This window comes from Roseibium salinum (genome assembly GCF_026240905.1).
Classification (GTDB): Bacteria; Pseudomonadota; Alphaproteobacteria; order Rhizobiales; family Stappiaceae; genus Roseibium; species Roseibium salinum.
In genome coordinates this window covers 934,613-957,934 of record NZ_JAPEVI010000003.1, presented here as the reverse complement: position 1 = coordinate 957,934, position 23,322 = coordinate 934,613, and the positions used below count along the sequence as shown (strand labels likewise).

The window sequence follows — 23,322 nt, the reverse complement described above, 5'->3', positions numbered from 1 at the left end:
CCTATTCTGCTGCTTCTGCCGCTCGCGTCCGGGCGAGCGCCGAACACTCGGCCATTACCTTGGAAGCGCGAGCGATCGGGTTGGTGAGATAAAAGTCCCGGATCACATTTGCAAATCCGGCACTGTTCGTTTTGGCCGATCCCTTGCCCAGCTTTCCGAGATCGGCCGCATCACCGGCCTCGATCTCGTCGATGGCGGCCATATGCGGGACAGCTTTGAACAGTTTCGCACGGAGCTGGCTGAGCGAGATCGTAATCCAGTGTCGCGCCGAGGCTGGCAGACAGTGCCCTGAGGATCGCCCAGTCTTCCCGGGCATCGCCCGGCGGAAACGCCGCGCGTTCGCACATCTGGACCCGGCCCTCGGTATTGACGTAGATCGCGGATTTTTCCGTATAGGCTGCCCCCGGCAGGATGACGTCCGCACGGTGCGCGCCGCGATCCCCATGGGTGCCCTGATAGATGACGAATGCGTCCTCCGGCACCTCGACCTCGTCGACACCCAGCAGGAACAGCACGTCGAGCGCACCCGGCTCCAGCATGGCGCCCGTGTCCTTGCCGCCCTCGCCCGGTACGAAACCGATATCGAGAGCGCCGACCTGGGAAGCTTCCGTGTGCAGGATGTTGAAGCCGTTCCAGCCGTCCTTGACGACCCCGAGCGCCTTGGCAGCCGCTGCGGCCGCGGCCAGGACCTGTGCCCCGTCCGGACGGTTGAGCGCGCCCTGTCCGATGATGAACATCGGGCGCTCGGCCGTGACGGGCATGTGGTCGGCCAGCTGTTTCAGGCTTTCCGGGCCGGCACCGATATAGTTCACCGGATAGGTCAGTTCGGCCTTCTCGCCAACGACACCGATCTGAATGTCGCCGCGCGTCCAGCGCTTGCGGATGCGTGCATTCAGGATCGGCGCTTCCTGGCGCGGATTGGTGCCGATCAGCATGATCGCATCGGCATCTTCAATTCCCTGGATGGTGGAGTTGAAGATGTAGCTGGCGCGGCCTTTGCCGGGGTGCAGCGGCGAGCCCGGGAAGCGGCTGTCGATGTTGGCGACGCCGAGCTTCTCCATCATGCTCTTCAGGGCGAACATTTCCTCAACGCCGGCCAGTTGCCCGGCCAATGCGCCGATCCTGTCGGCCGAAACGTCTTTCACCTTGTCGGCTATGATCTGGAAGGCTTCGGCCCAGGAGACCGGCTGGAGCTTGCCGTCCTTCTTCGCATAGGGCCGATCGAGACGCTGGGTCTTCAGCCCGTCCCAGATGTAGCGGGTCTTGTCGGAGATCCACTCTTCGTTGATCTCCTCGTTGAGCCGCGGCATGATGCGCATGACTTCCTTGCCGCGCGTGTCGATGCGAATCGCGGATCCGAGCGCGTCCATCACATCGATGCCTTCGGTCTTGGTCAGTTCCCACGGACGCGCATTGAAAGCATAAGGCTTGGAGGTCAGCGCGCCGACCGGGCAAAGGTCAACCACGTTGCCCTGCAGTTCGGACGAAAGCGCCGCTTCCAGGTAGGTAGTGATCTCCGCGTCTTCCCCGCGGCCGACCAGGCCCATATCCGAAACACCCGCGACTTCCGTGGTAAAACGGACGCAGCGCGTGCAGTGGATGCAGCGGTTCATGATGGTTTTGACGAGCGGACCGATTTCCTTGTTTTCGACCGCACGCTTGTTTTCGGCAAAGCGCGACGCGTCGACCCCGTAGGCCATGGCCTGATCCTGCAGGTCGCACTCGCCGCCCTGGTCGCAGATCGGGCAGTCCAGCGGGTGGTTGATGAGCAGGAACTCCATCACCCCCTCGCGGGCCTTCTTGACCATTTCGGACCTGGTTTCCACCACCGGAGGTTCGCCGTTCGGGCCGGGACGCAGGTCCTTCACGCCCATGGCGCAAGACGCGGTCGGCTTGGGCGGTCCGCCCTTCACTTCCACAAGGCACATGCGGCAGTTGCCGGCAATCGACAGCCGTTCGTGGTAGCAAAAGCGCGGAACCTCGGCGCCCGCCTCTTCACAGGCCTGAAGCAGCGTGTAGTCCGCCGGGACATCCACTTCCTTGCCGTCGATGATGAGCTTCGTCATCCGTTGCTCTCCAAATCCCGTTCCGCTCACTCAGCCGCCACCATGGTCGAAGGTGCCTTCGACTTGGTGACATAGTCATCGATGCGTTGCTCGATGACCGGCCGGAAATTCCTGATCAAGCCCTGGATCGGCCAGGCGGCCGCATCCCCGAGCGCACAAATCGTGTGGCCTTCAATCTGCTTGGTCACGTTGAACAGCATGTCGATTTCCTCATAGGAGGATTCGCCCTTGACCATGCGTTCCATGACGCGCCACATCCAGCCGGTGCCCTCGCGGCACGGCGTGCACTGGCCGCAGCTTTCGTGCTTGTAGAAGTAAGCCAGCCGCGCGATCGCCTTGATGACGTCGGTGGACTTGTCCATGACGATCACCGCCGCCGTGCCGAGGCCGGAGCCCATGCCGCGCAGCGTGTCGAAATCCATCGGCGCTTCCTTGATCTGCTCCGCCGTCAGGCACGGAACGGAGGAGCCGCCCGGGATTACCGTCAAAAGATTGTCCCAGCCGCCGCGGATACCGCCGCAGTGTTTCTCGATCATGTCGTCGAACGGAATGCCCAGCTCTTCCTCGAAGGTCGCCGGCTGATTGACGTGGCCGGAGACGCAGAAAAGCTTCGTACCGGTGTTGTTCGGCCGGCCGAGTGCGGAAAACCAGGCCGCGCCGCGGCGCAGGATGGTCGGCGCCACTGCGATGGATTCGACGTTGTTCACCGTGGTCGGGCAGCCATAGAGGCCGACATTGGCCGGGAACGGCGGTTTCAGCCGCGGCTGACCCTTCTTGCCTTCCAGGCTCTCCAGCAGTGCGGTTTCCTCACCGCAGATATAGGCGCCGGCGCCGTGGTGAACGTAGATGTCGAAATCGTAGCCGTTCTTGTTGTTCTTGCCGATCAGACCGGCATCATACGCCTCGTCGATGGCGGCCTGCAGGCGCTCCCGCTCGCGGATGAACTCGCCGCGCACATAGATGTAAGCTGCAATCGCCCCCATCGCGAAACCGGCGACCAGACACCCTTCGACCAGCGTGTGCGGATCGTGGCGCAGGATTTCGCGGTCCTTGCACGTGCCCGGCTCCGATTCGTCGGCATTGACGACGAGATAGGCCGGCCGGCCATCGGATTCCTTGGGCATGAACGACCATTTCAGGCCGGTCGGGAAACCCGCGCCGCCACGGCCGCGCAGTCCGGAATCCTTCATTTCCTGAATGATCCAGTCGCGCCCCTTGTCGAGCAGACCCTTGGTGTTGTCCCACTGGCCACGCTTTTGCGCGCCCTTGAGGCCCCAATCATGCAGACCGTAGATATTGGTGAAGATCCGATCCTGATCCTTCAGCATCTCTTCCCCCTACTCTTCGCTCTTGCTGGAGGCCACATCGCCGGCTTCCACGCGCTTGGAAAATTCCGTTTCCCCGCCGGAAGCGAGGGTCTTTGCCTGCTCGATCCAGCCGTCACGCTCGATCCTGCCCTTGAATTTCAAGCGGCTGTCGACCCAGGTGATTTCCTGCGGTCCCCAGCTCGCCACCTGGTCGAAGTGGAATATGCCGAGCTCGTTCAAGGTGGCTTCGAGCTTCGGACCCACGCCCTTGAGCATTTTCAAATTGTCCGGATTTCCGCCGCGGGCTTTCTTCAGAAGCTCCGGCTCTTTTTCGTCCGCGCCGGACTGAGGTTCACCGGCCGTGGGCGCACTGGCCTTGGACGGGGTGCCGGCATCCGGCTTCGACGCCTTTTTCTTTGCTGCGGCGGGCTTCTTCTCAGATTCGGCTTCGGCCTTCTTGGGGGCCGGTGCGACCGCTGGCGCCTTGGCCGCCCTTGCGCCAAACGCCACTCTCACCTTCTCGACGGCATCTTCAGCCGGGGTCGGCACACCATTGAAATCGTGGCCGCCCGCGTTAATCGCGGCTCCGGCGAAGCTGTGCGACGCATTCTCGGCACCGTCGACGACCTGTGGGACGGGCGTTTCGCCCTTGGTGTTGTCATCAATTTCGGTCAGCGTCGTCTGTCCGCCTTCGGCCATCGCAAAACGGCGGCCGTTCTGCGGACCGGGCGTGACTTCCTTGCCCGCGGCAATATCGTCGATCAGCTGATTGAAGCTTTCTTCGGTCAGGTCTTCGTAGGTGTCCTTGAAGATCTGCACCATGGGCGCGTTCACACAGGCGCCCAGGCATTCGACCTCTTCCCAGGAGAAGTTTCCGTCTTCCGAAATCTCGTGCATGTGCTGGGCGATGCGCGACTTGCAGATCTTGATCAGATCTTCAGAACCGCGAAGCTGGCACGGCGTGGTCCCGCATACCTGGATATGCGCCTTCTTGCCGACCGGCTGCAGCTGGAACATCGTGTAGAAGGTCGCCACTTCCAGCACGCGGATATTCGGCATGTCGAGCAGGTCCGCGACGTAGCGGATAGCCGGCTCGCTTACCCAGCCTTCGTTCTGCTCCTGGGCACGCCACAAGAGCGGAATGACCGCGGAGGCCTGACGGCCTGCCGGATAGCGGTCTATCACTTTCTTCGCCCACGCGAGATTGCGCTCGGTGAACTCGAAGCTTTCTGGTTGTTCCGCGGCAAGTCGGCGAACTGCCATGGTTTTATCCCCGTTCTGTCAAAGTGACCGGAGCCGGACAGGCGGCTGCCAGGGTCGAAAATTGGTGGCGGGCCGCCCGCATCAGCGGTCGACCTCGCCGAACACGATGTCCAAGGAACCCAGCACAGCCGAGACGTCGGCGAGCAGGTGACCGCGGCAAAGGAAGTCCATCGCCTGGAGATGAGCGAACCCCGGCGCCTTGATCTTGCAGCGATACGGCTTGTTGGTGCCGTCGGAGACCAGATAGACGCCGAACTCGCCCTTGGGCGCCTCGACCGCGGCATACACCTCCCCGGCCGGGACGTGATATCCTTCGGTATAAAGCTTGAAGTGATGAATAAGCGCTTCCATCGAGCGCTTCATTTCGCCGCGCTTCGGCGGCACGACCTTGCCCTGGGCCGATGACACGGGTCCGGTTTCGACCGTCAGCTTTTCCAGGCACTGCTTCATGATCCGGACCGACTGGCGCATTTCTTCCATGCGGAGCAGGTAGCGGTCATAGCAGTCGCCGTTCTTGCCGATCGGAATGTCGAAATCGAGCTCGGAATAGCATTCATACGGCTGCGACTTGCGCAGGTCCCAGGCGGCACCGGAACCGCGGACCATCACGCCGGAAAAGCCCCAGGCCCAGGCATCGTCCAGATCGACCACGCCGATATCGACGTTGCGCTGCTTGAAGATGCGGTTTTCGGTCAGAAGGCCTTCGATGTCGTCGAGCGTGTGCAGGAACGGATCGCAGAAATCCCAGATGTCATCGAGCAGATCACGCGGCAGGTCCTGGTGCACCCCGCCCGGGCGCACGAAAGCGGCGTGCATGCGCGACCCTGAGGCGCGCTCATAGAACACCATCAGTTCCTCACGCGGCTCAAAGCCCCAGAGCGGCGGCGTCAGGGCGCCGACGTCCATGGCTTGGGTGGTCACGTTCAGAAGATGGGACAGCAGGCGGCCGATTTCGGAATAGAGCACCCGGATCAGCTGGCCGCGCTTGGGCACTTCGATGCCGAGCAGGCGCTCGATCCCCAGGGCGAATGCGTGTTCCTGGTTCATCGGCGCCACGTAGTCGAGGCGGTCGAAATAGGGAATGGCCTGCAGGTAGGTCTTCTGTTCGATCAGCTTTTCCGTGCCGCGATGCAGAAGGCCGATATGCGGGTCGACACGGGTAACGACTTCGCCGTCCAGTTCCAGAACTAGGCGCAGCACGCCGTGCGCAGCCGGATGCTGCGGACCGAAGTTGATGTTGAAATTGCGAACCTGAGCCTCAGCCATGTTCAGGATCCTGCTGTTGTGCGAAATAGGCAAAGACTTCCGGGCCGGTCATTTTGCTCGTGTCATTGGCAAATGCGTAATTGGCCGGCTGTTCGTCGACGAATATTTCCGAGGTGAACTTGAAGATGGACGGGTCGTCGAAGGCCTGGGCGGAAACGCTGGTGTGGGATCCGTCGGCCATACGCCAGAACAGGGTCGATCCGCACCTGCTGCAGAAGACGCGCTCGCCGTAATTTGAGGACTTGTAAACGCCCAGGGCATCTTCTCCGTCGACTTCGACGCTTTTGCCACAGCCGACCGCCATGAAGGTGCCGCCGGTCCAGCGCCGGCACATGGCACAGTGGCAGACGCCCATTTCGGTCTTCTCCGGCACTGCCGTGAATTTCACCGCACCGCAAAGACAGCTGCCTGAAAGCCGTTCGTTCATCCCTGCCCCGCCCTAACTCGTCGTTGCCTTCTCGTCGCCCGGAAGCACGTAGTCCGTGCCCTCCCATGGCGAGAGGAAATCGAAATGACGCATCTCCTGGGTCAGACGGACCGGCTCGTAAACGACGCGTTTCTTCTCGTCGTCGTAACGCACTTCCACAAAACCGGTGACCGGGAAATCCTTGCGCAGCGGATGGCCGTCGAAACCGTAGTCGGTGAGAATGCGGCGCAGGTCCGGATGACCGGAAAACAGGATCCCGTACAGGTCATAGGCTTCCCGCTCGAACCATTCAGCGCCCGGAAACAGAGGCGTCAGCGAGGCGACCGGTGTCGTCTCGTCGGTCGCGATCTTGACCCGGATGCGCTGGTTCTGCACTGGAGACAGGAAGTGGTACACCACTTCGAAGCGCCTTTCGCGCGCGGGATAATCGACGCCGCAAATGTCCGTCAGATTGACGAATTTGCACGAGCTGTTGTCGCGCAGGAAGCGGACCACGTCGAGAATTCCGGTCGCGTCCACGGTCAGCGTCAGCTCACCATATTCGATCTTCCAGGACACAAGGGACTCACCCAGGCCGAGCTCGATATGCTCAGCGAGTTCCTTCAAAGTCTCGTCCATCGTGTTCGACCTCACTCCCCTGGAGCCAGTTTGCCGGACGCCGGGCGTCCAATTCGTAGTAAATCCACCGCCTCTCCCGCGGCAGATTTTTACCGTTCGATCGTGCCCGTGCGGCGGATCTTCTTTTGCAGCATCAGGACGCCGTAAAGAAGAGCCTCGGCGGTCGGAGGGCATCCGGGGACGTAGATGTCGACCGGAACAATGCGGTCGCAGCCGCGGACCACCGAATAGGAATAATGATAGTACCCGCCGCCATTGGCGCAGGACCCCATGGAAATGACGTAGCGCGGTTCCGGCATCTGGTCATAGACCTTGCGCAGGGCCGGCGCCATCTTGTTGGTCAGCGTGCCGGCGACGATCATCACGTCGGACTGGCGCGGAGAAGCGCGCGGCGCAAAGCCGAACCGCTCGGCATCGTAGCGCGGCATCGACATCTGCATCATTTCGACGGCGCAGCAGGCCAGGCCGAAGGTCATCCACATCAACGAACCCGTGCGGGCCCACTGGATCAGGTTGTCGGTCGAAGTGACGAGAAAGCCCTTGTCGGCCAGCTCATTGTTCACTTCGAGGAAAAACGCGTCATCGGCACCGACCGGCTTGCCGGTGTTCGGGTCCACAATGCCTTTGGGCTGTTGCGTGACGAGCGGTCCTGTCGTGGTCAATCCCATTCCAGCGCTCCTTTTTTCCATTCATAGATGAAGCCGACGGTCAAGACACCAAGGAAGACCATCATGGACCAGAACCCGTACCAGCCCAGTTCCCCGAACACCGTTGCCCAGGGGAACAGGAACGCCACCTCGAGATCGAAGATGATGAACAGGATCGAGACCAGATAAAAGCGCACGTCGAACTTCATGCGCGCGTCATCGAATGCGTTGAACCCGCATTCATAGGCGGTCAGCTTTTCCGGATCCGGGTTCTTGTAAGCCAGGATGAACGGGGAAACCAGCAGCGCGAGGCCGATCACCAAGGCAATGCCGACGAACACGGCAATCGGGAGATATTCCCGCAAGAGTTCTTCCATGTCTTTCGCGTCCTTGCATATGGAGGCGGATCGGGAGGTGATCCGTTGCCGGGGCCGCAGACCCCGTGGCCACATCGCCAACCGGTCACGCTCGGCCCGTCGGCCAATGAAACCAACATGCGAGCGCACGCTTATCTTACGACCTGCTGCAACGCAAGACCCCAAGCCAGCCAAACTCTTGCCATCGTTGGACCAACTTCCGGCCTCGCACCAACAATTCCTTCATTTCAGCCGCTTTGCGGCAAGGTATTTTCTTTGCACAAAGTGCCCGGAAATATGCCGCACCCGAGATGGAAATCCACCTCCAGGCTAGAATCGTTTTCGATCAACGAAAACTGCAAAAAACAAGCGATTTGAAGACGCTGCGCCGATCCGCATTCACATGCCGGATCGGGTGCGTCAATGGGAAGCATACCGCGTCAAGCATGCCGCTCAATCAGCCGGTAAGCTTACATTCTGCTTTAACTGTTCAAGATAAGGGCTTTACGCCAAAGATCAATCCGTGAGTGGCGCGAGTGACGGGGCTCGAACCCGCGACCTCCGGCGTGACAGGCCGGCACTCTAACCAACTGAGCTACACCCGCACATTCACGGTATCTTGCACCATTCCACGGTCACATGCCAAGAACGTCTTGGTCAAGGGCGACTGGGGAAATGGCGCGAGTGACGGGGCTCGAACCCGCGACCTCCGGCGTGACAGGCCGGCACTCTAACCAACTGAGCTACACCCGCTTCGCAAGGCGACGTGCTGTCGCCCTGAAGTGGCGCTGATGTACGGCGGCTGGATTGCGAAGTCAAGCACCCTGGAGGCTTCGAATTGCCGTTTTTTGACAAAGCGGCAAGCATGCTTGGTTTTCCTCTTCAAAGAGCGCGCCGTTCAATGTGGATAACTCACTGTTTCCCAACGTCAATAACGGTGCCTTTCGGCAACGCCTGCACTGTCTGGCAAGGTACCCGACCCGTTTTGCGATCGACTCCGGCACCCCGGCCCGGCACTCCGGGGCTGCGTCGCCTGCCGCCCTATTCGGCCGGCACCAGCCGCGTATCGCGCAGCAGGCCCTCGCGGGCCAGTATCGGCACCGCCACGGCGGCGAACAGCGAATTGATCTCCTTGAGGCTCCGCACCACTTCCAGGTGGGCGTTGCTGGTCTCCATGCTTTCCGGCGTTCTTGATTTGAGCCGCTCAAGATGCCGGTTGTGACATTCGCGCTCCATCTCCCGCATCTTGTCCTTTTCGGCAATCAGTTCCCGCGCCGACGCAACGTCCCCTGACACCAGGACGTTCAGGGCCAATTGCATGTTCGCCAGGACACGATCATGCATCCGTGCCAATTCTTTCAGCCCCTGCTGGGAAAAACTGATCTTCCTCTGGTGAAGCTCCAGCGCCTGTTCCAGCAGGTTTTTGGCAACCAGGTCCCCCGCCCGCTCCAGGTTCACGGCAAAACTGACCAGTTCCATGCTCCGCTCCGCCTGGTCGGCGGTAAGCTCACCCCGGTTCACCTCGGCGATGTAGAGCTTTATGGCCGAGTGAATCGCATTGACGTTGCGATCCATCAGTTGCAGGCCCGTGATTTCCTCCGGGCTCCCTTTCTCCAGCATGATGACGATCGGCCTTGTCATTGCCTCGACCAGCTCTCCCATGCGCAGCAGTTCACGGGTCGCACTGGCCAGCGCAAGCCGGGGATTGCCGACGACGCGCTGATCCAGCGCACTTTGCGGCATGAGGCGCGCCTCGCCCTCCGCCCGGCGGTCTTCCGGCACCACCTTTTCCACCAGCCATGCCAGAGGTTTTGTCAGCGGGAGGCAGCACACGACCAGCAGGACATTGAAAAGGACGTGGACGGCCACGATCAGCAGCGCCGGCTCGGCGTCAATTCCTGCAAAAGGATTTTCAATCGCGCTCACCGCAAGCAGCACCGCTACCGCGCCAACCGTTCTGAAGACGAAATTTCCAAGGGGCAGAAGCTTGGCCTTCCGGTCCATTCCGCGCGTCAGCCAAATGGCGACCAGGCCGGCGCCCACATTCGCCCCCAGGACGAGCGGAACGGCCGCCTCCATCGACAGGCCCGCTTGTTGAACGAAGGCGGCCACCATCAGCACGGTGGCGACACTGGAATGCAGCAGAAAAGCCAACAACGCTCCCACGGCAAGCGCGGTCGACGCATCCTCGGCCAGATAGCCGGCCACCTGCGGCATGAAGCGCGCCTCCTTCAAAGGCGCTGTCGCCTCGCCGATCATCTGCAGTGACAGCAGTATCAGCGCGATCCCGATCATGATCTCGTCCCGCCTGTTTCGCCATGCGAGCTTCTATCTTCAGGAACAGCCAGGCTCCGGCAGCCAGCAGCACCGGGATCAGCCAGCTGAGGTCGAAGACCAGGAACTGTACAACGAGGGCGGAACCGAGGTCGGCGCCGAGCAGGACGGCGAGTCCGGACGCGGTCGTGATGAAGCCGGATGTCGCGAAGCCGGCGGCAAGGATCGCAACGGCCGTGGCGCTCTGCAGCAGGATGGCAACCAGCATGCCTGAGACCGCCCCTGACAGCGGACCGGACGAGGCCTTGCCTATGGTTCTGCGCAGCGCTGACCCCGAAGCCCGTTCGAAGCCCGTCCGAACCATGCGGACCGCATAAAGGAGCAGCATCACTGCCCCCAGCATCTTTATCAGAACCAGAATAGCCATCGACGTAAGCTTTTACCTTGCAACGGTTTTTTTGTTTAGCCGAGCAAGTGTATCGAAGCGATCGAAGAAAGGAAACCAGGCGCTCCGTGTTGCCGGGCCAAGCCATCACACTGCCCCAAAATTGTGGCAAAGCGCCAGTCGTCGGCCGGAAAACACACAGCATGCTCCGTGCGCACGCCGGCAAACGTCAACCACGACCTGCGGCGCTCGCCGAAGCAGAGGGCACACGGCACATGCACGCAGACCCGAATCTGCGGCGCAAACCGGCCGTCAAAGACACGGGCCATCCGCCAAGCGGCTGCATTCGTTCAGGATTTTTGGGAGAATGGTGGGCGATGAGAGACTCGAACTCCCGACATCTTCGGTGTAAACGAAGCGCTCTACCAACTGAGCTAATCGCCCTCAACGAGGTGAGACGCCTTTTAGGTGGTCCCATTCCGCTTGGCAAGTGCAAATCGAAAGAAAATCCTCTCGCTCAGACCGGCCTGTGGATGATGGAAACCGCCAGTGTTTGAAGGCCCGGGGCCACGTCTGTCCGAGCCCTGCCCGGCCGTTACGCGGAACCGAATTCAGAGCGCCGCAAACAATACCGGACAACCGCAAAGGCCAGCCCGCCATGCCTCTTGCAGAGGCCTCTCGGCCTATTGAAAGCGGTATGCAAATTCCAGCATCTCCGTCAGGCCGCGCTGCGGGTTGTCCGCTGCCAGGCCATTCCGATTGAAAAACTGAACGAGCCGCGCGATGCCATCGTGGTCTCCTGGTCCTCGCGGCGGTGACTGCTCCATGAGCTTGGCGGCAATGATCCAGGACATCGTCCGCCGGAAACGCTTTTGATTTGCGCTGAAATCCGGATTGCTTGCCGCCCGTTCGAACAGGCGGCCCCAGTCCTGATTGACCGCGTCGTTAATCGCCTCGATCCGGATGAAACCGGCCTTGTCCGGACTGCGTGCCTTGTTGAGCAGGTGATCGATATTGTAGCCGGCGAGATCGTTGGCTGTCGCCTTTATGCCGTAGACCTGTTCGACGAATCCCAGCCAGGCCTTCTGATAGGACGAATAGCCCGCCCGGACCCAGACGCTGGTGTTCACATCGGGATTGCCGGGTTTGTTGACGATGGCGACGTTCTTCAGGCTTCGCCTCCCCGCCTGCGCGGTTTCTACGGTGTCATCGAAATCGCCCAGAAAAACCAGGCGGCCGAGATACTCCGGATGTTCCACCTGCACCTGAACCAGCGGATTGCGCACCCAGGCCTCGAACAGCGCCCGCTGGCGGCGTTTGATGAGAGCATTCAGCGTCATTCACCACTCCCGTCCATCGCGTCGGAACACGGATTGCATTTTACAGCGCACCGGCCAACTCGAACGATAGAATGCAATACGGACAAGGAACAACCAAAAGCTGATTCTGCTCAAGAAAAAACCCCGCACCTGAAATGCAGGTACGGGGTCCTTGTCGAAACTGTCTTCGAACGATTAAGCGTTCACAGCGTCTTTCAGGCCTTTACCAGCCTTGAACTTCGGCGTCTTAGAAGCCGGGATCTGGATCGTTTCGCCAGTCCGCGGGTTGCGGCCTTCGGTTGCAGCACGTTCAGAAACCGTGAAGTTGCCGAATCCGATGATACGGACTTCATCGCCGCCCTTCAGGGTTTCTGTGACAGCTTCAAAGGTTGCGTCAACTGCTTCGCCCGCCTGCGCCTTGGTGAGGCCGGTCTTTTCTGCAACAGCTGCGATCAAATCGTTCTTTATTCATAGCAGATACCTTTCTAAGAAACGGCAGAGTGCCGACGATTCCTGTCAGCGCCGTTGCGCGAAATTCGTGCGAATTGAACTGAAACGCAAGTGGTTTTTTCGCAGAAAACCGCCATTTTGACCGATTATTCAAAAGAAAAGCCCCGGATTTCCCGGGGCTTGACTTCTTTTGCAGTGCAAAATGGCCGTCAGTGGGCCAAAAGGCCTGCCTTTTCGTCGTCCGACTCACGTGCCTTGGCGGCTGCCTCGGCGGCGGTTTCATCCCATTCGATCGGGTCCGGCAGCCGGACGAGAGCATGTTTCAGCACCTCTTCCATGCCGGAAACCGGGATGATTTCGAGCGAGTTTTTGACCGAGTCCGGAATCTCTGCCAGGTCCTTGGCATTGTCTTCCGGGATCATCACCAGCCTCATGCCGCCACGCAGTGCAGCAAGCAGCTTCTCCTTCAACCCGCCGATCGGAAGGATGCGGCCGCGCAGGGTGATCTCGCCGGTCATGGCCACATCACGGCGTACCGGGATGCCGGTCAGGGTCGAGATCACCGCGGTCGCCATCGCAATACCGGCGGACGGACCGTCCTTCGGCGTTGCGCCCTCCGGCACGTGGACGTGAATGTCCTTCTTGTCGAAGGTCGGCGGCTCGATGCCGAAGTCGATTGCACGCGAGCGGACATAGGAGGCCGCTGCCGAAATCGATTCTTTCATCACTTCCTTCAGGTTGCCGGTCACGGTCATCTTGCCCTTGCCCGGCATCATCACGCCTTCGATGGTCAGGAGCTCACCGCCAACCTCGGTCCAGGCAAGACCGGTGACAACACCGACCTGGTCCTCCAGTTCCGCTTCACCGTAGCGGTAGCGCGGAACGCCGAGATATTTCTCGACCACTTCCGTCGTCACCGTGACGCTTTCCTTGTCGCTCATCAGGATGTCCTTGACCGCCTTACGGGCCAGGGTCGCCAATTCGCGCTCAAGGTTACGCACACCGGCTTCGCGGGTGTAGCGGCGGACGATGAACTGCAGGGCCTCGTCCTCGATGGAGAACTCACCTTCGCGCAAACCGTGATCCTTTTCCGCTTTCGGAATGAGGTGACGGCGGCAGATTTCCACCTTTTCCTGTTCCGTGTAGCCGGCAATGCGGATCACTTCCATACGGTCCATCAACGGACCTGGAATATTCAGCGTGTTGGCCGTGGTCACGAACATCACGTCCGAAAGGTCGTATTCGACTTCCAGATAGTGGTCCATGAACGTCGAGTTCTGTTCCGGATCGAGCACCTCAAGCAGAGCCGAAGACGGATCGCCGCGGAAATCCATGCCCATCTTGTCGATCTCGTCGAGCAGGAAGAGCGGGTTGGATTTCTTGGCCTTCTTCATCGACTGGATGACCTTGCCGGGCATCGAGCCGATATAGGTGCGGCGGTGACCGCGGATTTCCGCTTCATCGCGCATGCCGCCAAGCGACATACGGACGAACTCACGGCCGGTGGCCTTGGCGATCGACTTGCCGAGGGAGGTCTTGCCGACGCCGGGAGGACCGACTAGGCAGAGGATCGGGCCGCGCAGCTTGTTCGCCCGGCTCTGGACCGCGAGATACTCGACGATCCGCTCCTTGACCTTTTCGAGGCCGTAGTGGTCGGTGTCGAGCACCTTCTCGGCATAAGCCAGGTCGAGCTTGACCTTGGACTTCTTGTTCCACGGAATGCCGACCATCCAGTCAAGGTAATTGCGTACCACGGTCGCTTCCGCGGACATCGGGCTCATCTGCTTGAGCTTCTTGATCTCCGCAGCCGCGCGCTCGCGGGCTTCCTTGCTCAGCTTGGTCTTCTTGATCTTTTCCTCAAGCTCCGCGATTTCGTCGCGGCCGTCCTCGCTGTCGCCGAGCTCCTTCTGAATGGCCTTCATCTGCTCATTCAGATAGTACTCGCGCTGGGTTTTCTCCATCTGCCGCTTGACGCGGGAGCGGATGCGTTTTTCCACCTGCAGGACGGAGATCTCGCTCTCCATCATGCCGAGCACGCGCTCCAGCCGTTCGGCAACGGAAACGATGCCGAGGATCTCCTGCTTTTCAGGGATCTTGATGGCAAGATGCGACGCGATCGTATCGGCCAGCTTGGAGTAATCGTCGATCTGATTGATGGCTCCGAGCACTTCCGGTGAAACCTTCTTGTTCAGCTTCACATAGTTCTCGAACTCGGAAACGACGGAGCGCGCCAAAGCTTCTATTTCAATGTTCTCGCCGTCGCGTTCAGGCAGAACCGTTGCCGAGGCTTCGAAATAGTCGGCCCGGTCGGTGTAGTCACCGATCTGCGCGCGTGCGCCGCCCTCAACCAGGACTTTCACGGTATTGTCCGGCAGCTTGAGCAATTGCAGAACGGTGGCAAGCGTACCGACATTGTAGATCTGATCCGGATTCGGATCGTCATCCGCCGCATTCATCTGGGTCGCCAGAAGGATGTGCTTGTCCGTGGTCATCACCTCTTCCAGCGCCTTGATCGATTTTTCGCGGCCGACAAACAGCGGCACGATCATGTGCGGGAAGACGACGATATCGCGCAGGGGCAATACGGGATAGACAGCGGTGCTGTCCGAGTCGGTGGCGCGGGTTGGTGCGTCGCTCATGTTTTTATCCTTTCTCGACGTGCCCTGGCCCCACTCGATAAAAGGCAGCCTGGACACTGGATAACGGCTTTCGGTTCAGAAGTCCCGATTGGCCGGACCGCAGAACCCCAATTGGGCGTACTGACGATCCGCACGAGCCGTCCTTTCGGTCTATTAGGTGGACACCTGAACTGCCCGTGTCAAGGTAATGCGGCGCAATAGAGAGGTCTTGTCTGTTGACGACTCGCAACGCTGGTGGATATCGCCGCCGGCACCGCACAAACCTGCCAGGAAGGCAAAATGCCGCTCACAGGGAGCGGCATTTATTCACTTCTCATATCAGGACCGGATGGATCAGCCTCAGGCGCTGGTCGCGGAGGTTTCTTCCCGGTCCTCGTAGATATAAAGCGGGCGTGCCTCGCCTTTCACCACTTCCGGCGAGATCACGACTTCCTTCACGCCTTTCAGTCCCGGCAACTCGTACATGGTGTCGAGCAGGATCGACTCCAGGATGGACCGCAGGCCGCGGGCACCGGTCTTGCGGTCGATCGCCCGGCGGGCAATGGCCTTGAGGGCTTCGTCGTGGAAGGAAAGCTCCACCTGTTCCATTTCGAAGAGACGCTGATACTGCTTGACCAGGGCGTTTTTCGGCTCGGTCAGGATCGTCACCAGGGCTTCTTCGTCCAGGTCTTCCAGCGTTGCGATCACCGGCAGACGGCCGACGAATTCCGGGATGAGACCGAATTTCAGCAGATCTTCCGGTTCCAGCTCCGCGAACAGCTCGCCGATACGGCGGTCTTCCGGGGCATGGACCTGGGCCTGGAAGCCGATGGAGGTCTGGGTACCGCGATCGGAGATGATCTTGTCCAGACCGGCAAAGGCGCCGCCGCAGATGAACAGGATATTGGTCGTGTCCACCTGCAGGAATTCCTGCTGCGGGTGCTTGCGGCCGCCCTGCGGCGGAACGGAAGCAACCGTGCCTTCCATGATCTTCAGGAGCGCCTGCTGCACACCTTCGCCGGACACGTCCCGCGTGATCGACGGATTGTCGGCCTTGCGGCTGATCTTGTCGACCTCATCGATATAGACAATGCCGCGTTGCGCGCGTTCGACATTGTAGTCGGCGGACTGCAGGAGCTTCAGGATGATGTTTTCAACGTCCTCGCCCACGTAGCCTGCTTCGGTCAGCGTGGTGGCATCGGCCATGGTAAACGGCACGTCCAGGATGCGGGCAAGCGTCTGCGCCAGAAGCGTCTTGCCGCAACCGGTCGGTCCGACCAGCAGAATGTTGGACTTCGCCAGTTCGACATCGTTGTTTTTCGATGCGTGGTTCAGGCGCTTGTAGTGGTTGTGAACCGCGACCGACAGAACCTTCTTCGCACCGCCCTGGCCGATGACATAGTCATCGAGAACATCGCGAATTTCCTGAGGGGTCGGGATCCCGTCCCGTGACTTCACCAGCGAGGATTTGTTTTCCTCGCGGATGATATCCATGCACAGCTCGACACATTCATCGCAAATGAAAACAGTCGGGCCGGCGATCAGCTTGCGAACCTCATGCTGGCTTTTGCCGCAGAAGGAGCAGTAGAGCGTATTCTTGGAATCGCTGCCGCTGGCCTTTGTCATGTAGTCAACCTCGCGTTTACGGGGAGTATATCCCCTTATCTTTCCGGTTGGGGCCAAATTATGACCGAACCGGCAATGAAGCGACGCAACGGCGCGCCACTTCAAAGTCTGATGTCACCATGCTTCGCCATTAAAAATCAATATAGGTTTAAGGCGAAGATGAAAACCCGGCACCAACCTTGGTTTTTCCGGCGTTTCCCCCGGAATCTCAATCCATGATTAAGACCGGGTTTCTCTGTTCAGTTTAGCTGTCGTCGCCAAGAGTTGCTCGGTCGGTGATCACTTTGTCCACGATTCCGAATTCCTTGGCCCGGTCAGCAGTCATGAAGTTGTCGCGTTCGAGCGCTTCTTCAACCTGGTCGAGGGTCTGACCGGTATGCTTCACGTAGATGTCATTGAGCCGGCGCTTCATTGCCAGGATTTCCTGTGCATGAAGCATGATATCTGCGGCCTGGCCGCGGAACCCGCCCGACGGCTGGTGCACCATCACCCGCGCATTCGGCAGGCTGAACCGCATGCCCTTTTCACCGGCGGCCAGAAGCAGCGAGCCCATGGAGGCAGCCTGACCGATACACAACGTCGACACCGCCGGTCGAATGAACTGCATCGTATCGTAGATCGCGAGCCCGGAGGTAACAAGACCGCCCGGGGAATTGATGTAGAGCGCGATCTCCTTTGACGGGTTTTCGGACTCCAGGAACAGTAGCTGCGCGCATACCAGGGTCGCCAGGTGATCTTCGACCGGACCGGTCATGAAGATGATGCGCTCCTTCAGCAGGCGCGAGTAGATATCGAAGGCCCGCTCGCCCCGGTTTGTCTGTTCGACAACCATCGGCACGAGTGTGTTCATATAGATATCGACAGGATCCTTCATACCTCATCCATAAGCTTGAGATGACGCCCGGCATTCGGCCGGACTGGACACAGGCCCTGAGCGCATCGATCAGGGCCTGACTCGAAAAAAGCGACATCCCGTATATACGGGATGTCGCCCTCAACGCAATGACATGACAGATGCGGCATGAAGGCAAAGTTAAATCTGCCACCGCATCCGGGGATTTCGGGGAGAACGCGATTACGCGTCGTCCTCATCCTCCGCGACCAGCTTTTCCAGCTCTTCCTTGGTCACCGTCTTGTCGCTCACCTTGGCAAGCTCCAGAATGTAATCGACGACTTTTTCCTCGTAGATCGGTGCCCGCAGGGACGCAAGGGCCTGCTGGTTGTTCTTGTAGAATTCGAACACCTGCTGCTCCTGTCCCGGGAACTGGCGGACGCGATCGTAAAGAGCGCGCTGCAGTTCTTCGTCGGTGACCTGGATGTCGTTCTTCTCACCGATCTCGGACAGCACAAGACCGAGGCGGACACGGCGCTCGGCGATCTTGCGGTATTCCGCCTTCGCCTCTTCTTCCGTGGTCTCTTCGTCCTCGAAAGTCTTTTCGTTGCGCTTCATGTCTTCTTCGACCTGGCGCCAAACGACGTCGAACTCGGATTCGAGCAGTTTCTCCGGCAGGTCGAAGGAATAGTGCTCGTCAAGCTTGTCGAGCAGCTGGCGCTTGACGCGTTGGCGGGTCAAGGCGCCGAACTGGCTTTCGATCTGGCCGCGCACGATTTCCTTCAGCTGGTCGAGGGACTCAAGGCCGAGCCCTTTCGCGAAGTCATCGTCAACGGTGGCTTCGCCGGGCGCCGCAACGTCCTTGACGGTCACGTCAAAGGTGGCTGCCTTGCCGGCGAGATGCGCCGCCGGGTAGTCTTCCGGGAACGTCAGTTCGACGACCTTCTCGTCGCCGGCCTTGAGGTTGATCAGCTGATCTTCAAAACCCGGGATGAACTGGCCGGAGCCCAGTACCAGCATGCCGTTTTCGTCGGCACCGCCCTCAAACGGCTCGCCGTCGATCTTGCCGACATAGGACATGGTGATCCTGTCGCCGCTTTCGGCGGGACCATCCTTCGTGTCGAACGGCGTGTTGTTCTTGGCGATTTCGGCAATCTGCTGGTCGACTTCCTCGTCGGCGATTTCGACGACCGGGCGCTCGATTTCAATGCCGGAGAAATCCATGATCTCGAATTCCGGCAGCACGTCGTAGGTCATCGTGAAGGACAGATCGGCGTCGCCGGCCAGGATCTTTTCCGCATCTTCTTCCGGCAGGTCGATTTCCGGCGTCAGCGCCGGGCGCTCGGAGCGCTCCTCAACGGCCTTCTGGGTGGATTCCTGGATCGTGTTCGACAGGATCTCGGCCATGGCCTGGCGGCCATACATCTTTTTCAGGTGCCCGACCGGAACTTTGCCCGGGCGGAAGCCCTTGATGTTAGCCTTGGTTTTAAGCTCGTTCAGATAGTCATCGAGCTTGCTGGCGAGATCGTTCGCCGGAACATCGATTTTGAGCTCTCGCTTGAGGCCCTCGGCGAGGGTTTCGGTTACCTGCATGGGTTTTGTCGTCCTCGGTCCCGAGCGGCAATCCGCCCCGGAGGTTTTGTTTTTAGAATTCCGTGTGCCGCATTGCCAGCACTTCCCTTTTGCCGGAAGCGTTCAAACGGCAATGCATCGCCCTGGGAAAGCTCCAAGACGCACGATGGGAGCGCGATAAAGCTTGGGCCCCAAAGTGTCAAGGGGATTAGGGGATTTGGCGCAAAATCGCTGCCGGGACCCGGAACGCCTGCAACGGAACATGAACAACGCTGATGGTGCGGATGGAGGGACTTGAACCCCCACGCCTTGCGGCACCAGAACCTAAATCTGGCGTGTCTACCAGTTTCACCACATCCGCATCTTAAGGGCACGGGCAGGCCCTGTATTTGAAGCGGGGCCTCTATAGCACCGCAGATTTCCCCGTCAAAGGAAAAAGCGGCAAGGTGCTCTCAAGCCTCCCCGGATTTGTCCACAAGTGCACGGATCGGCGCCATCAGGGCGGGCGCCAGGTCTTCCGCCGTCAGGCCCGGACCGGCTGCGTTGCCGGCTTCTCCGTGCAGCCAGACGGCCTGGCAGGCAGCCTCGAAGCCGGGAACGGCCTGCGCCAGCAGGCCGGCAATGATGCCGGCAAGAACGTCTCCCGCCCCGGCCGTCGCCAGCCAGGGGGCGCGTTGCGGTTGATCGCGGCCCGGCCGTCAGGCGCGGCGACAACCGTGTCCGGCCCTTTCAGAAGGACCACTGCTCCCGAACGCACTGCCGCCTCACGGGCGCGCTTGAGTTTGTCGCCCTCGATGTCGGGAAACAGCCGGGCGAATTCTCCATCATGCGGCGTCAAAACGGCCGGCGACCGGGCCGCCTTGATGCGCGCGAATAGCGCATCCGGATCCGCCGCAAAACTTGTCAGTGCGTCGGCATCGAGCACCACGGCCCTGCGGCATTCCAGAATGGCAGCGATCGCCGCACAGGTTTCATCGCCTACCCCGTAGCCCGGCCCGATCAGGACGGCGTTGAGCCGCTTGTCGGCAAGAAATCCGGGGATGGCATCCACATCCGCCACTTTATTCAGCATCACCACCGTCAGGTGGCTGGCATTCACCATCATCGCATCGGGGGTGATGCCAGGGTGACCAGTCCGGCTCCGGCTCTGAGCGCTGCCCCCGCCGCCAGCCTTGCGGCCCCGGTTCTGGCCATCGGCCCGCTGAAGACGACCGCATGGCCCCTGGTATATTTGTGACCCGCCGGATCAGGGCGCGGCCAGGAGCTCAACCAGAGGTCCGGGCAATTGTGAAAGGTCGCGGGCGCGATCTGATCGAGCACGTCCGGCCGGATGCCGATATCGGCAACGCTCACCCTGCCGCACAGGCCCCGGCCCGGAAAGAGCAGATGCCCCGGCTTTTCGCGGAAAAACGTTATCGTCGCGCGCGCCTTTATCGCCCCGCCCAGGATCGCGCCGTCCGCTCCATTGAGGCCTGAAGGCAGATCGACGGCAAGGACAGGAACGCCGGACCGATTAACCGCTTCCACAAGCGCAAGCACCGCTCCCGACAGCGGCCTGTCCAGCCCTGCACCGAACAAGGCGTCGATGACGAGTTCCGCGCGTTCAAGCGCCGGGGTCAAATCGCTTGCGACACCATCGCCCTCCAGCGCCGCGGCGTACGGCAACTCCATATGACCGAAGGCTTCGAGCGCATCTCCCTTGAGATGTTCCGCCGGCCTGATCAGCCGGACATCGACAGAGTGACCGGCGGCCGCGAGGTACCGCGCCGCAACAAAGCCGTCGCCGCCGTTGTTTCCCGGACCGCACAGCACGAGGATGGGCCGGATGCCGGAGACCATACGTTCAGCCGCGCGCGCAACGGCCTGGCCGGCCCGCTCCATCAGGTCGATGCCCGGCACGCCCCTTTCAACGGTCAACCGGTCGGCCCGCCCCATTTCCTCCGGCGTCAGCAATACCGCTTCCGATTTATATCTGTTGCTTGTCATTGCCTGCCGATCTCACATACTCCTGTGCCGGTACTGTGCACAGGCGCCTGATTTTTGTCGAGCGGAAGCGTGGAACACGAATGGAGGTCGCATTTGCGCTCATTTTTTAGGCGAGGTGCATATTTTTTGATCAATATCTCGCGCAGGGCAGTGCTACAGTGCGGCCCAAGGCGAGAAAGTTGCCGCTTTTAGTGGCGGAATTCCCGGCTCCGAAAGAAATTGGGATCATTGTTCCCGGATTGGCACGCATCATGCTTTGAAGCCTGCAACGGTCCCCAACGGCCTCCGGGTCTGTTGGACCTTAAGCCTGCCTGAGGCAAGGGCCTGCGAACACTTCCGGCCAGATATGGAGAGAGACACAAGGTGATGAAAAAGATCGAGGCGATCATCAAACCCTTCAAACTGGACGAGGTCAAAGAAGCTCTGCAGGAGGTTGGCCTTCAGGGCATAACCGTGACCGAAGCCAAGGGTTTTGGCCGTCAGAAGGGCCACACGGAATTATACCGCGGCGCGGAATACGTCGTGGACTTCCTGCCGAAGGTTAAGGTGGAAATCGTGCTTGGCGACGAAATGGTCGAAAAAGCCGTCGAAGCGATCCGCTCCGCCGCGCAAACCGGTCGCATTGGCGACGGCAAGATCTTTGTATCCAATATTGAAGAAGCTGTGCGCATCCGGACCGGAGAGTCCGGCATCGACGCTATCTGACCCCCATTCCGGCGCCTGCCGGTAATCCGAATTCCGGTCTGCGCAAAGGAGCCGAAGGTATGACGCCCTGCCTGGCCGGAACCAAACCCAACTGTTCACACGAAAAACTAAAGGGATGGACAATATGACCACTGCCGCTGAAGTCCTGAAGGAAATTCAGGAAAAGGACGTGAAATTCGTCGACCTGCGATTTACCGACCCCAAGGGTAAGATGCAGCACGTCACCATGGACGTTGGCCTTGTTGACGAAGACATGTTCGCAGAAGGCGTTGCTTTCGACGGCTCGTCCATTGCCGGCTGGAAGGCCATCAACGAGTCCGACATGATGCTGATCCTTGATCCGGAATCCGCTCACATCGACCCGTTCTTCGCCCAGTCCACAATGGCGATCTTCTGCGACATCGTCGACCCGGTCACCGGCGAGGGCTACAACCGCGATCCGCGCATGACCGCCAAAAAGGCCGAAGCCTACGTCAAGTCCGGCGGATTCGGCGACACGGTATATGTCGGTCCGGAAGCCGAATTCTTCATGTTCGACGACGTTCGCTTCAATGCGGACCCGTACAACACCGGCTTCATTCTGGACAGCATGGAACTGCCGTCCAACATGGGCTCCGAATACGAGACCGGCAACCTCGGCCACCGTCCGCGCACCAAAGGCGGCTACTTCCCGGTTCCGCCGGTCGACAGCGCCCAGGACATCCGTTCCGAAATGCTGTCGGTCATGGCCGAAATGGGCGTCCCGACCGAAAAGCATCACCACGAAGTGGCTGCTGCCCAGCACGAACTCGGCATGAAGTTCGACAACCTGACCAAATGCGCCGACAACATGCAGATCTACAAGTATGTCGTGCATCAGGTTGCGCATGCCTATGGCAAGACCGCAACCTTCATGCCGAAGCCGGTCTTCGGCGACAACGGCACCGGCATGCACTGCCACCTGTCGATCTGGAAGGGCGGCGAGCCGACCTTTGCCGGCAACCAGTATGCCGATCTTTCCGAGACCTGCCTGTACTTCATCGGCGGTATCCTGAAGCACGCAAAGGCACTGAACGCCTTCACCAACCCGTCCACCAACTCCTACAAGCGCCTGGTACCGGGTTACGAAGCACCGGTTCTTCTGGCCTATTCCTCGCGTAACCGGTCGGCATCCTGCCGCATCCCGTTCACCGCTTCTCCGAAGGCGAAACGCGTCGAAGTCCGCTTCCCGGATCCGTCCGCGAACCCGTATCTGTGCTTCTCGGCTCTGCTCATGGCCGGCCTTGACGGGATCAAGAACAAGATCCATCCGGGCGACGCCATGGACAAGAACCTCTACGACCTTCCGCCGGAAGAACTCTCGGAAATCCCGACCGTTTGCGGATCCCTGCGCGAAGCGCTGGAAGCTGTCGATGCCGACCGCGAGTTCCTGAAACTCGGCGGCGTGTTCGATGACGACCAGATCGACGCTTACATCGAACTGAAGATGGAAGAGGTCGAGCGCTTCGAAATGACCCCGCACCCGGTCGAATTCGACATGTACTACTCCGTCTAAGACCTCCGGTCTTGCGGCAACGAAAACCCCGGCGAAAGCTGGGGTTTTTTGTTGCAGTCCAGACGGTCCCG

Annotated in this window: 16 protein-coding genes, 4 tRNA genes and 3 pseudogenes; 2 read left to right on the top strand and 21 right to left on the bottom strand. The window is 60.1% G+C overall.

Annotation, left to right across the window (positions count from 1 at the left end):
• Position 1: 1 nt before the first annotated feature.
• The 21 genes and pseudogenes from nuoG to ON753_RS08925 form a co-directional block, all read right to left on the bottom strand.
• Positions 2-2,066 (bottom strand): annotated as a pseudogene (nuoG, locus tag ON753_RS09025) (NADH-quinone oxidoreductase subunit NuoG).
• Positions 2,067-2,092: 26 nt separating this feature from the next.
• On the bottom strand, positions 2,093-3,394 hold the full coding sequence (gene nuoF, locus ON753_RS09020) for an NADH-quinone oxidoreductase subunit NuoF (protein WP_265962196.1): 1,302 nt from the start codon (positions 3,392-3,394) through the stop codon (positions 2,093-2,095).
• 9 nt (positions 3,395-3,403) lie between these two features.
• Positions 3,404-4,636: an NADH-quinone oxidoreductase subunit E gene (locus ON753_RS09015; protein ID WP_265962195.1), complete on the bottom strand. Its 1,233-nt coding sequence runs from the start codon at positions 4,634-4,636 to the stop codon at positions 3,404-3,406.
• An 81-nt stretch (positions 4,637-4,717) separates the two neighbouring features.
• Positions 4,718-5,902 carry an NADH-quinone oxidoreductase subunit D gene (locus tag ON753_RS09010; protein ID WP_265962194.1) on the bottom strand — a complete coding sequence of 395 codons (1,185 nt, stop codon included), beginning with the start codon at positions 5,900-5,902 and terminating at the stop codon, positions 4,718-4,720.
• Positions 5,895-6,329, bottom strand: a complete 435-nt coding sequence (locus tag ON753_RS09005) for a GFA family protein (protein ID WP_264417547.1) — start codon at positions 6,327-6,329, stop codon at positions 5,895-5,897. Before ON753_RS09005 ends, ON753_RS09010 begins: the two co-directional genes overlap by 8 nt.
• Before the next feature lie 12 nt (positions 6,330-6,341).
• A complete protein-coding gene (locus ON753_RS09000) occupies positions 6,342-6,947 on the bottom strand; it encodes an NADH-quinone oxidoreductase subunit C (RefSeq protein ID WP_265962193.1) in 606 nt (201 codons plus the stop codon).
• A gap of 89 nt (positions 6,948-7,036) precedes the next feature.
• A complete protein-coding gene (locus ON753_RS08995; RefSeq protein WP_264417549.1) occupies positions 7,037-7,615 on the bottom strand; it encodes a NuoB/complex I 20 kDa subunit family protein in 579 nt (192 codons plus the stop codon).
• Positions 7,606-7,971, bottom strand: a complete 366-nt coding sequence (locus ON753_RS08990; protein ID WP_264417550.1) for an NADH-quinone oxidoreductase subunit A — start codon at positions 7,969-7,971, stop codon at positions 7,606-7,608. The genes ON753_RS08995 and ON753_RS08990 overlap by 10 nt, the downstream gene beginning before the upstream one ends.
• A gap of 507 nt (positions 7,972-8,478) precedes the next feature.
• Positions 8,479-8,555 (bottom strand) — tRNA-Asp (locus ON753_RS08985).
• A 71-nt stretch (positions 8,556-8,626) separates the two neighbouring features.
• A tRNA-Asp gene (locus tag ON753_RS08980) sits at positions 8,627-8,703 on the bottom strand.
• A 288-nt stretch (positions 8,704-8,991) separates the two neighbouring features.
• Positions 8,992-10,245, bottom strand: coding sequence for a Na/Pi cotransporter family protein (locus ON753_RS08975; protein ID WP_265962192.1), 1,254 nt, complete (start codon positions 10,243-10,245; stop codon positions 8,992-8,994).
• Positions 10,246-10,312: 67 nt separating this feature from the next.
• Positions 10,313-10,588, bottom strand: a pseudogene (locus ON753_RS08970) (Na/Pi cotransporter family protein); the annotation flags it as partial.
• A gap of 389 nt (positions 10,589-10,977) precedes the next feature.
• Positions 10,978-11,053: transfer RNA gene (locus ON753_RS08965), tRNA-Val, on the bottom strand.
• 239 nt (positions 11,054-11,292) lie between these two features.
• Positions 11,293-11,949, bottom strand: coding sequence for a hypothetical protein (locus ON753_RS08960; protein WP_265962191.1), 657 nt, complete (start codon positions 11,947-11,949; stop codon positions 11,293-11,295).
• Positions 11,950-12,123: 174 nt separating this feature from the next.
• On the bottom strand, positions 12,124-12,384 hold the full coding sequence (locus tag ON753_RS08955; protein WP_323054708.1) for an HU family DNA-binding protein: 261 nt from the start codon (positions 12,382-12,384) through the stop codon (positions 12,124-12,126).
• Positions 12,385-12,587: 203 nt separating this feature from the next.
• Complete coding sequence (gene lon / locus ON753_RS08950) at positions 12,588-15,017, bottom strand: endopeptidase La (protein ID WP_265962190.1); 2,430 nt, start codon at positions 15,015-15,017, stop codon at positions 12,588-12,590.
• A gap of 339 nt (positions 15,018-15,356) precedes the next feature.
• On the bottom strand, positions 15,357-16,622 hold the full coding sequence (gene clpX, locus ON753_RS08945; protein WP_265962189.1) for an ATP-dependent Clp protease ATP-binding subunit ClpX: 1,266 nt from the start codon (positions 16,620-16,622) through the stop codon (positions 15,357-15,359).
• 244 nt (positions 16,623-16,866) lie between these two features.
• Positions 16,867-17,496, bottom strand: a complete 630-nt coding sequence (clpP, locus tag ON753_RS08940) for an ATP-dependent Clp endopeptidase proteolytic subunit ClpP (protein ID WP_265962188.1) — start codon at positions 17,494-17,496, stop codon at positions 16,867-16,869.
• A gap of 201 nt (positions 17,497-17,697) precedes the next feature.
• Positions 17,698-19,047, bottom strand: a complete 1,350-nt coding sequence (gene tig / locus ON753_RS08935; protein WP_265962187.1) for a trigger factor — start codon at positions 19,045-19,047, stop codon at positions 17,698-17,700.
• A 255-nt stretch (positions 19,048-19,302) separates the two neighbouring features.
• Positions 19,303-19,387 (bottom strand) — tRNA-Leu (locus ON753_RS08930).
• Positions 19,388-19,478: 91 nt separating this feature from the next.
• A pseudogene (locus ON753_RS08925) lies at positions 19,479-21,012 on the bottom strand (NAD(P)H-hydrate dehydratase).
• Positions 21,013-21,378: 366 nt separating this feature from the next.
• Between ON753_RS08925 and ON753_RS08920 the strand changes: the two are divergent.
• Both ON753_RS08920 and glnA read left to right on the top strand, forming a co-directional pair.
• Positions 21,379-21,717: a P-II family nitrogen regulator gene (locus ON753_RS08920; protein WP_265962186.1), complete on the top strand. Its 339-nt coding sequence runs from the start codon at positions 21,379-21,381 to the stop codon at positions 21,715-21,717.
• 124 nt (positions 21,718-21,841) lie between these two features.
• Positions 21,842-23,251 carry a type I glutamate--ammonia ligase gene (gene glnA, locus ON753_RS08915; RefSeq protein ID WP_265962185.1) on the top strand — a complete coding sequence of 470 codons (1,410 nt, stop codon included), beginning with the start codon at positions 21,842-21,844 and terminating at the stop codon, positions 23,249-23,251.
• Positions 23,252-23,322 lie beyond the last annotated feature (71 nt).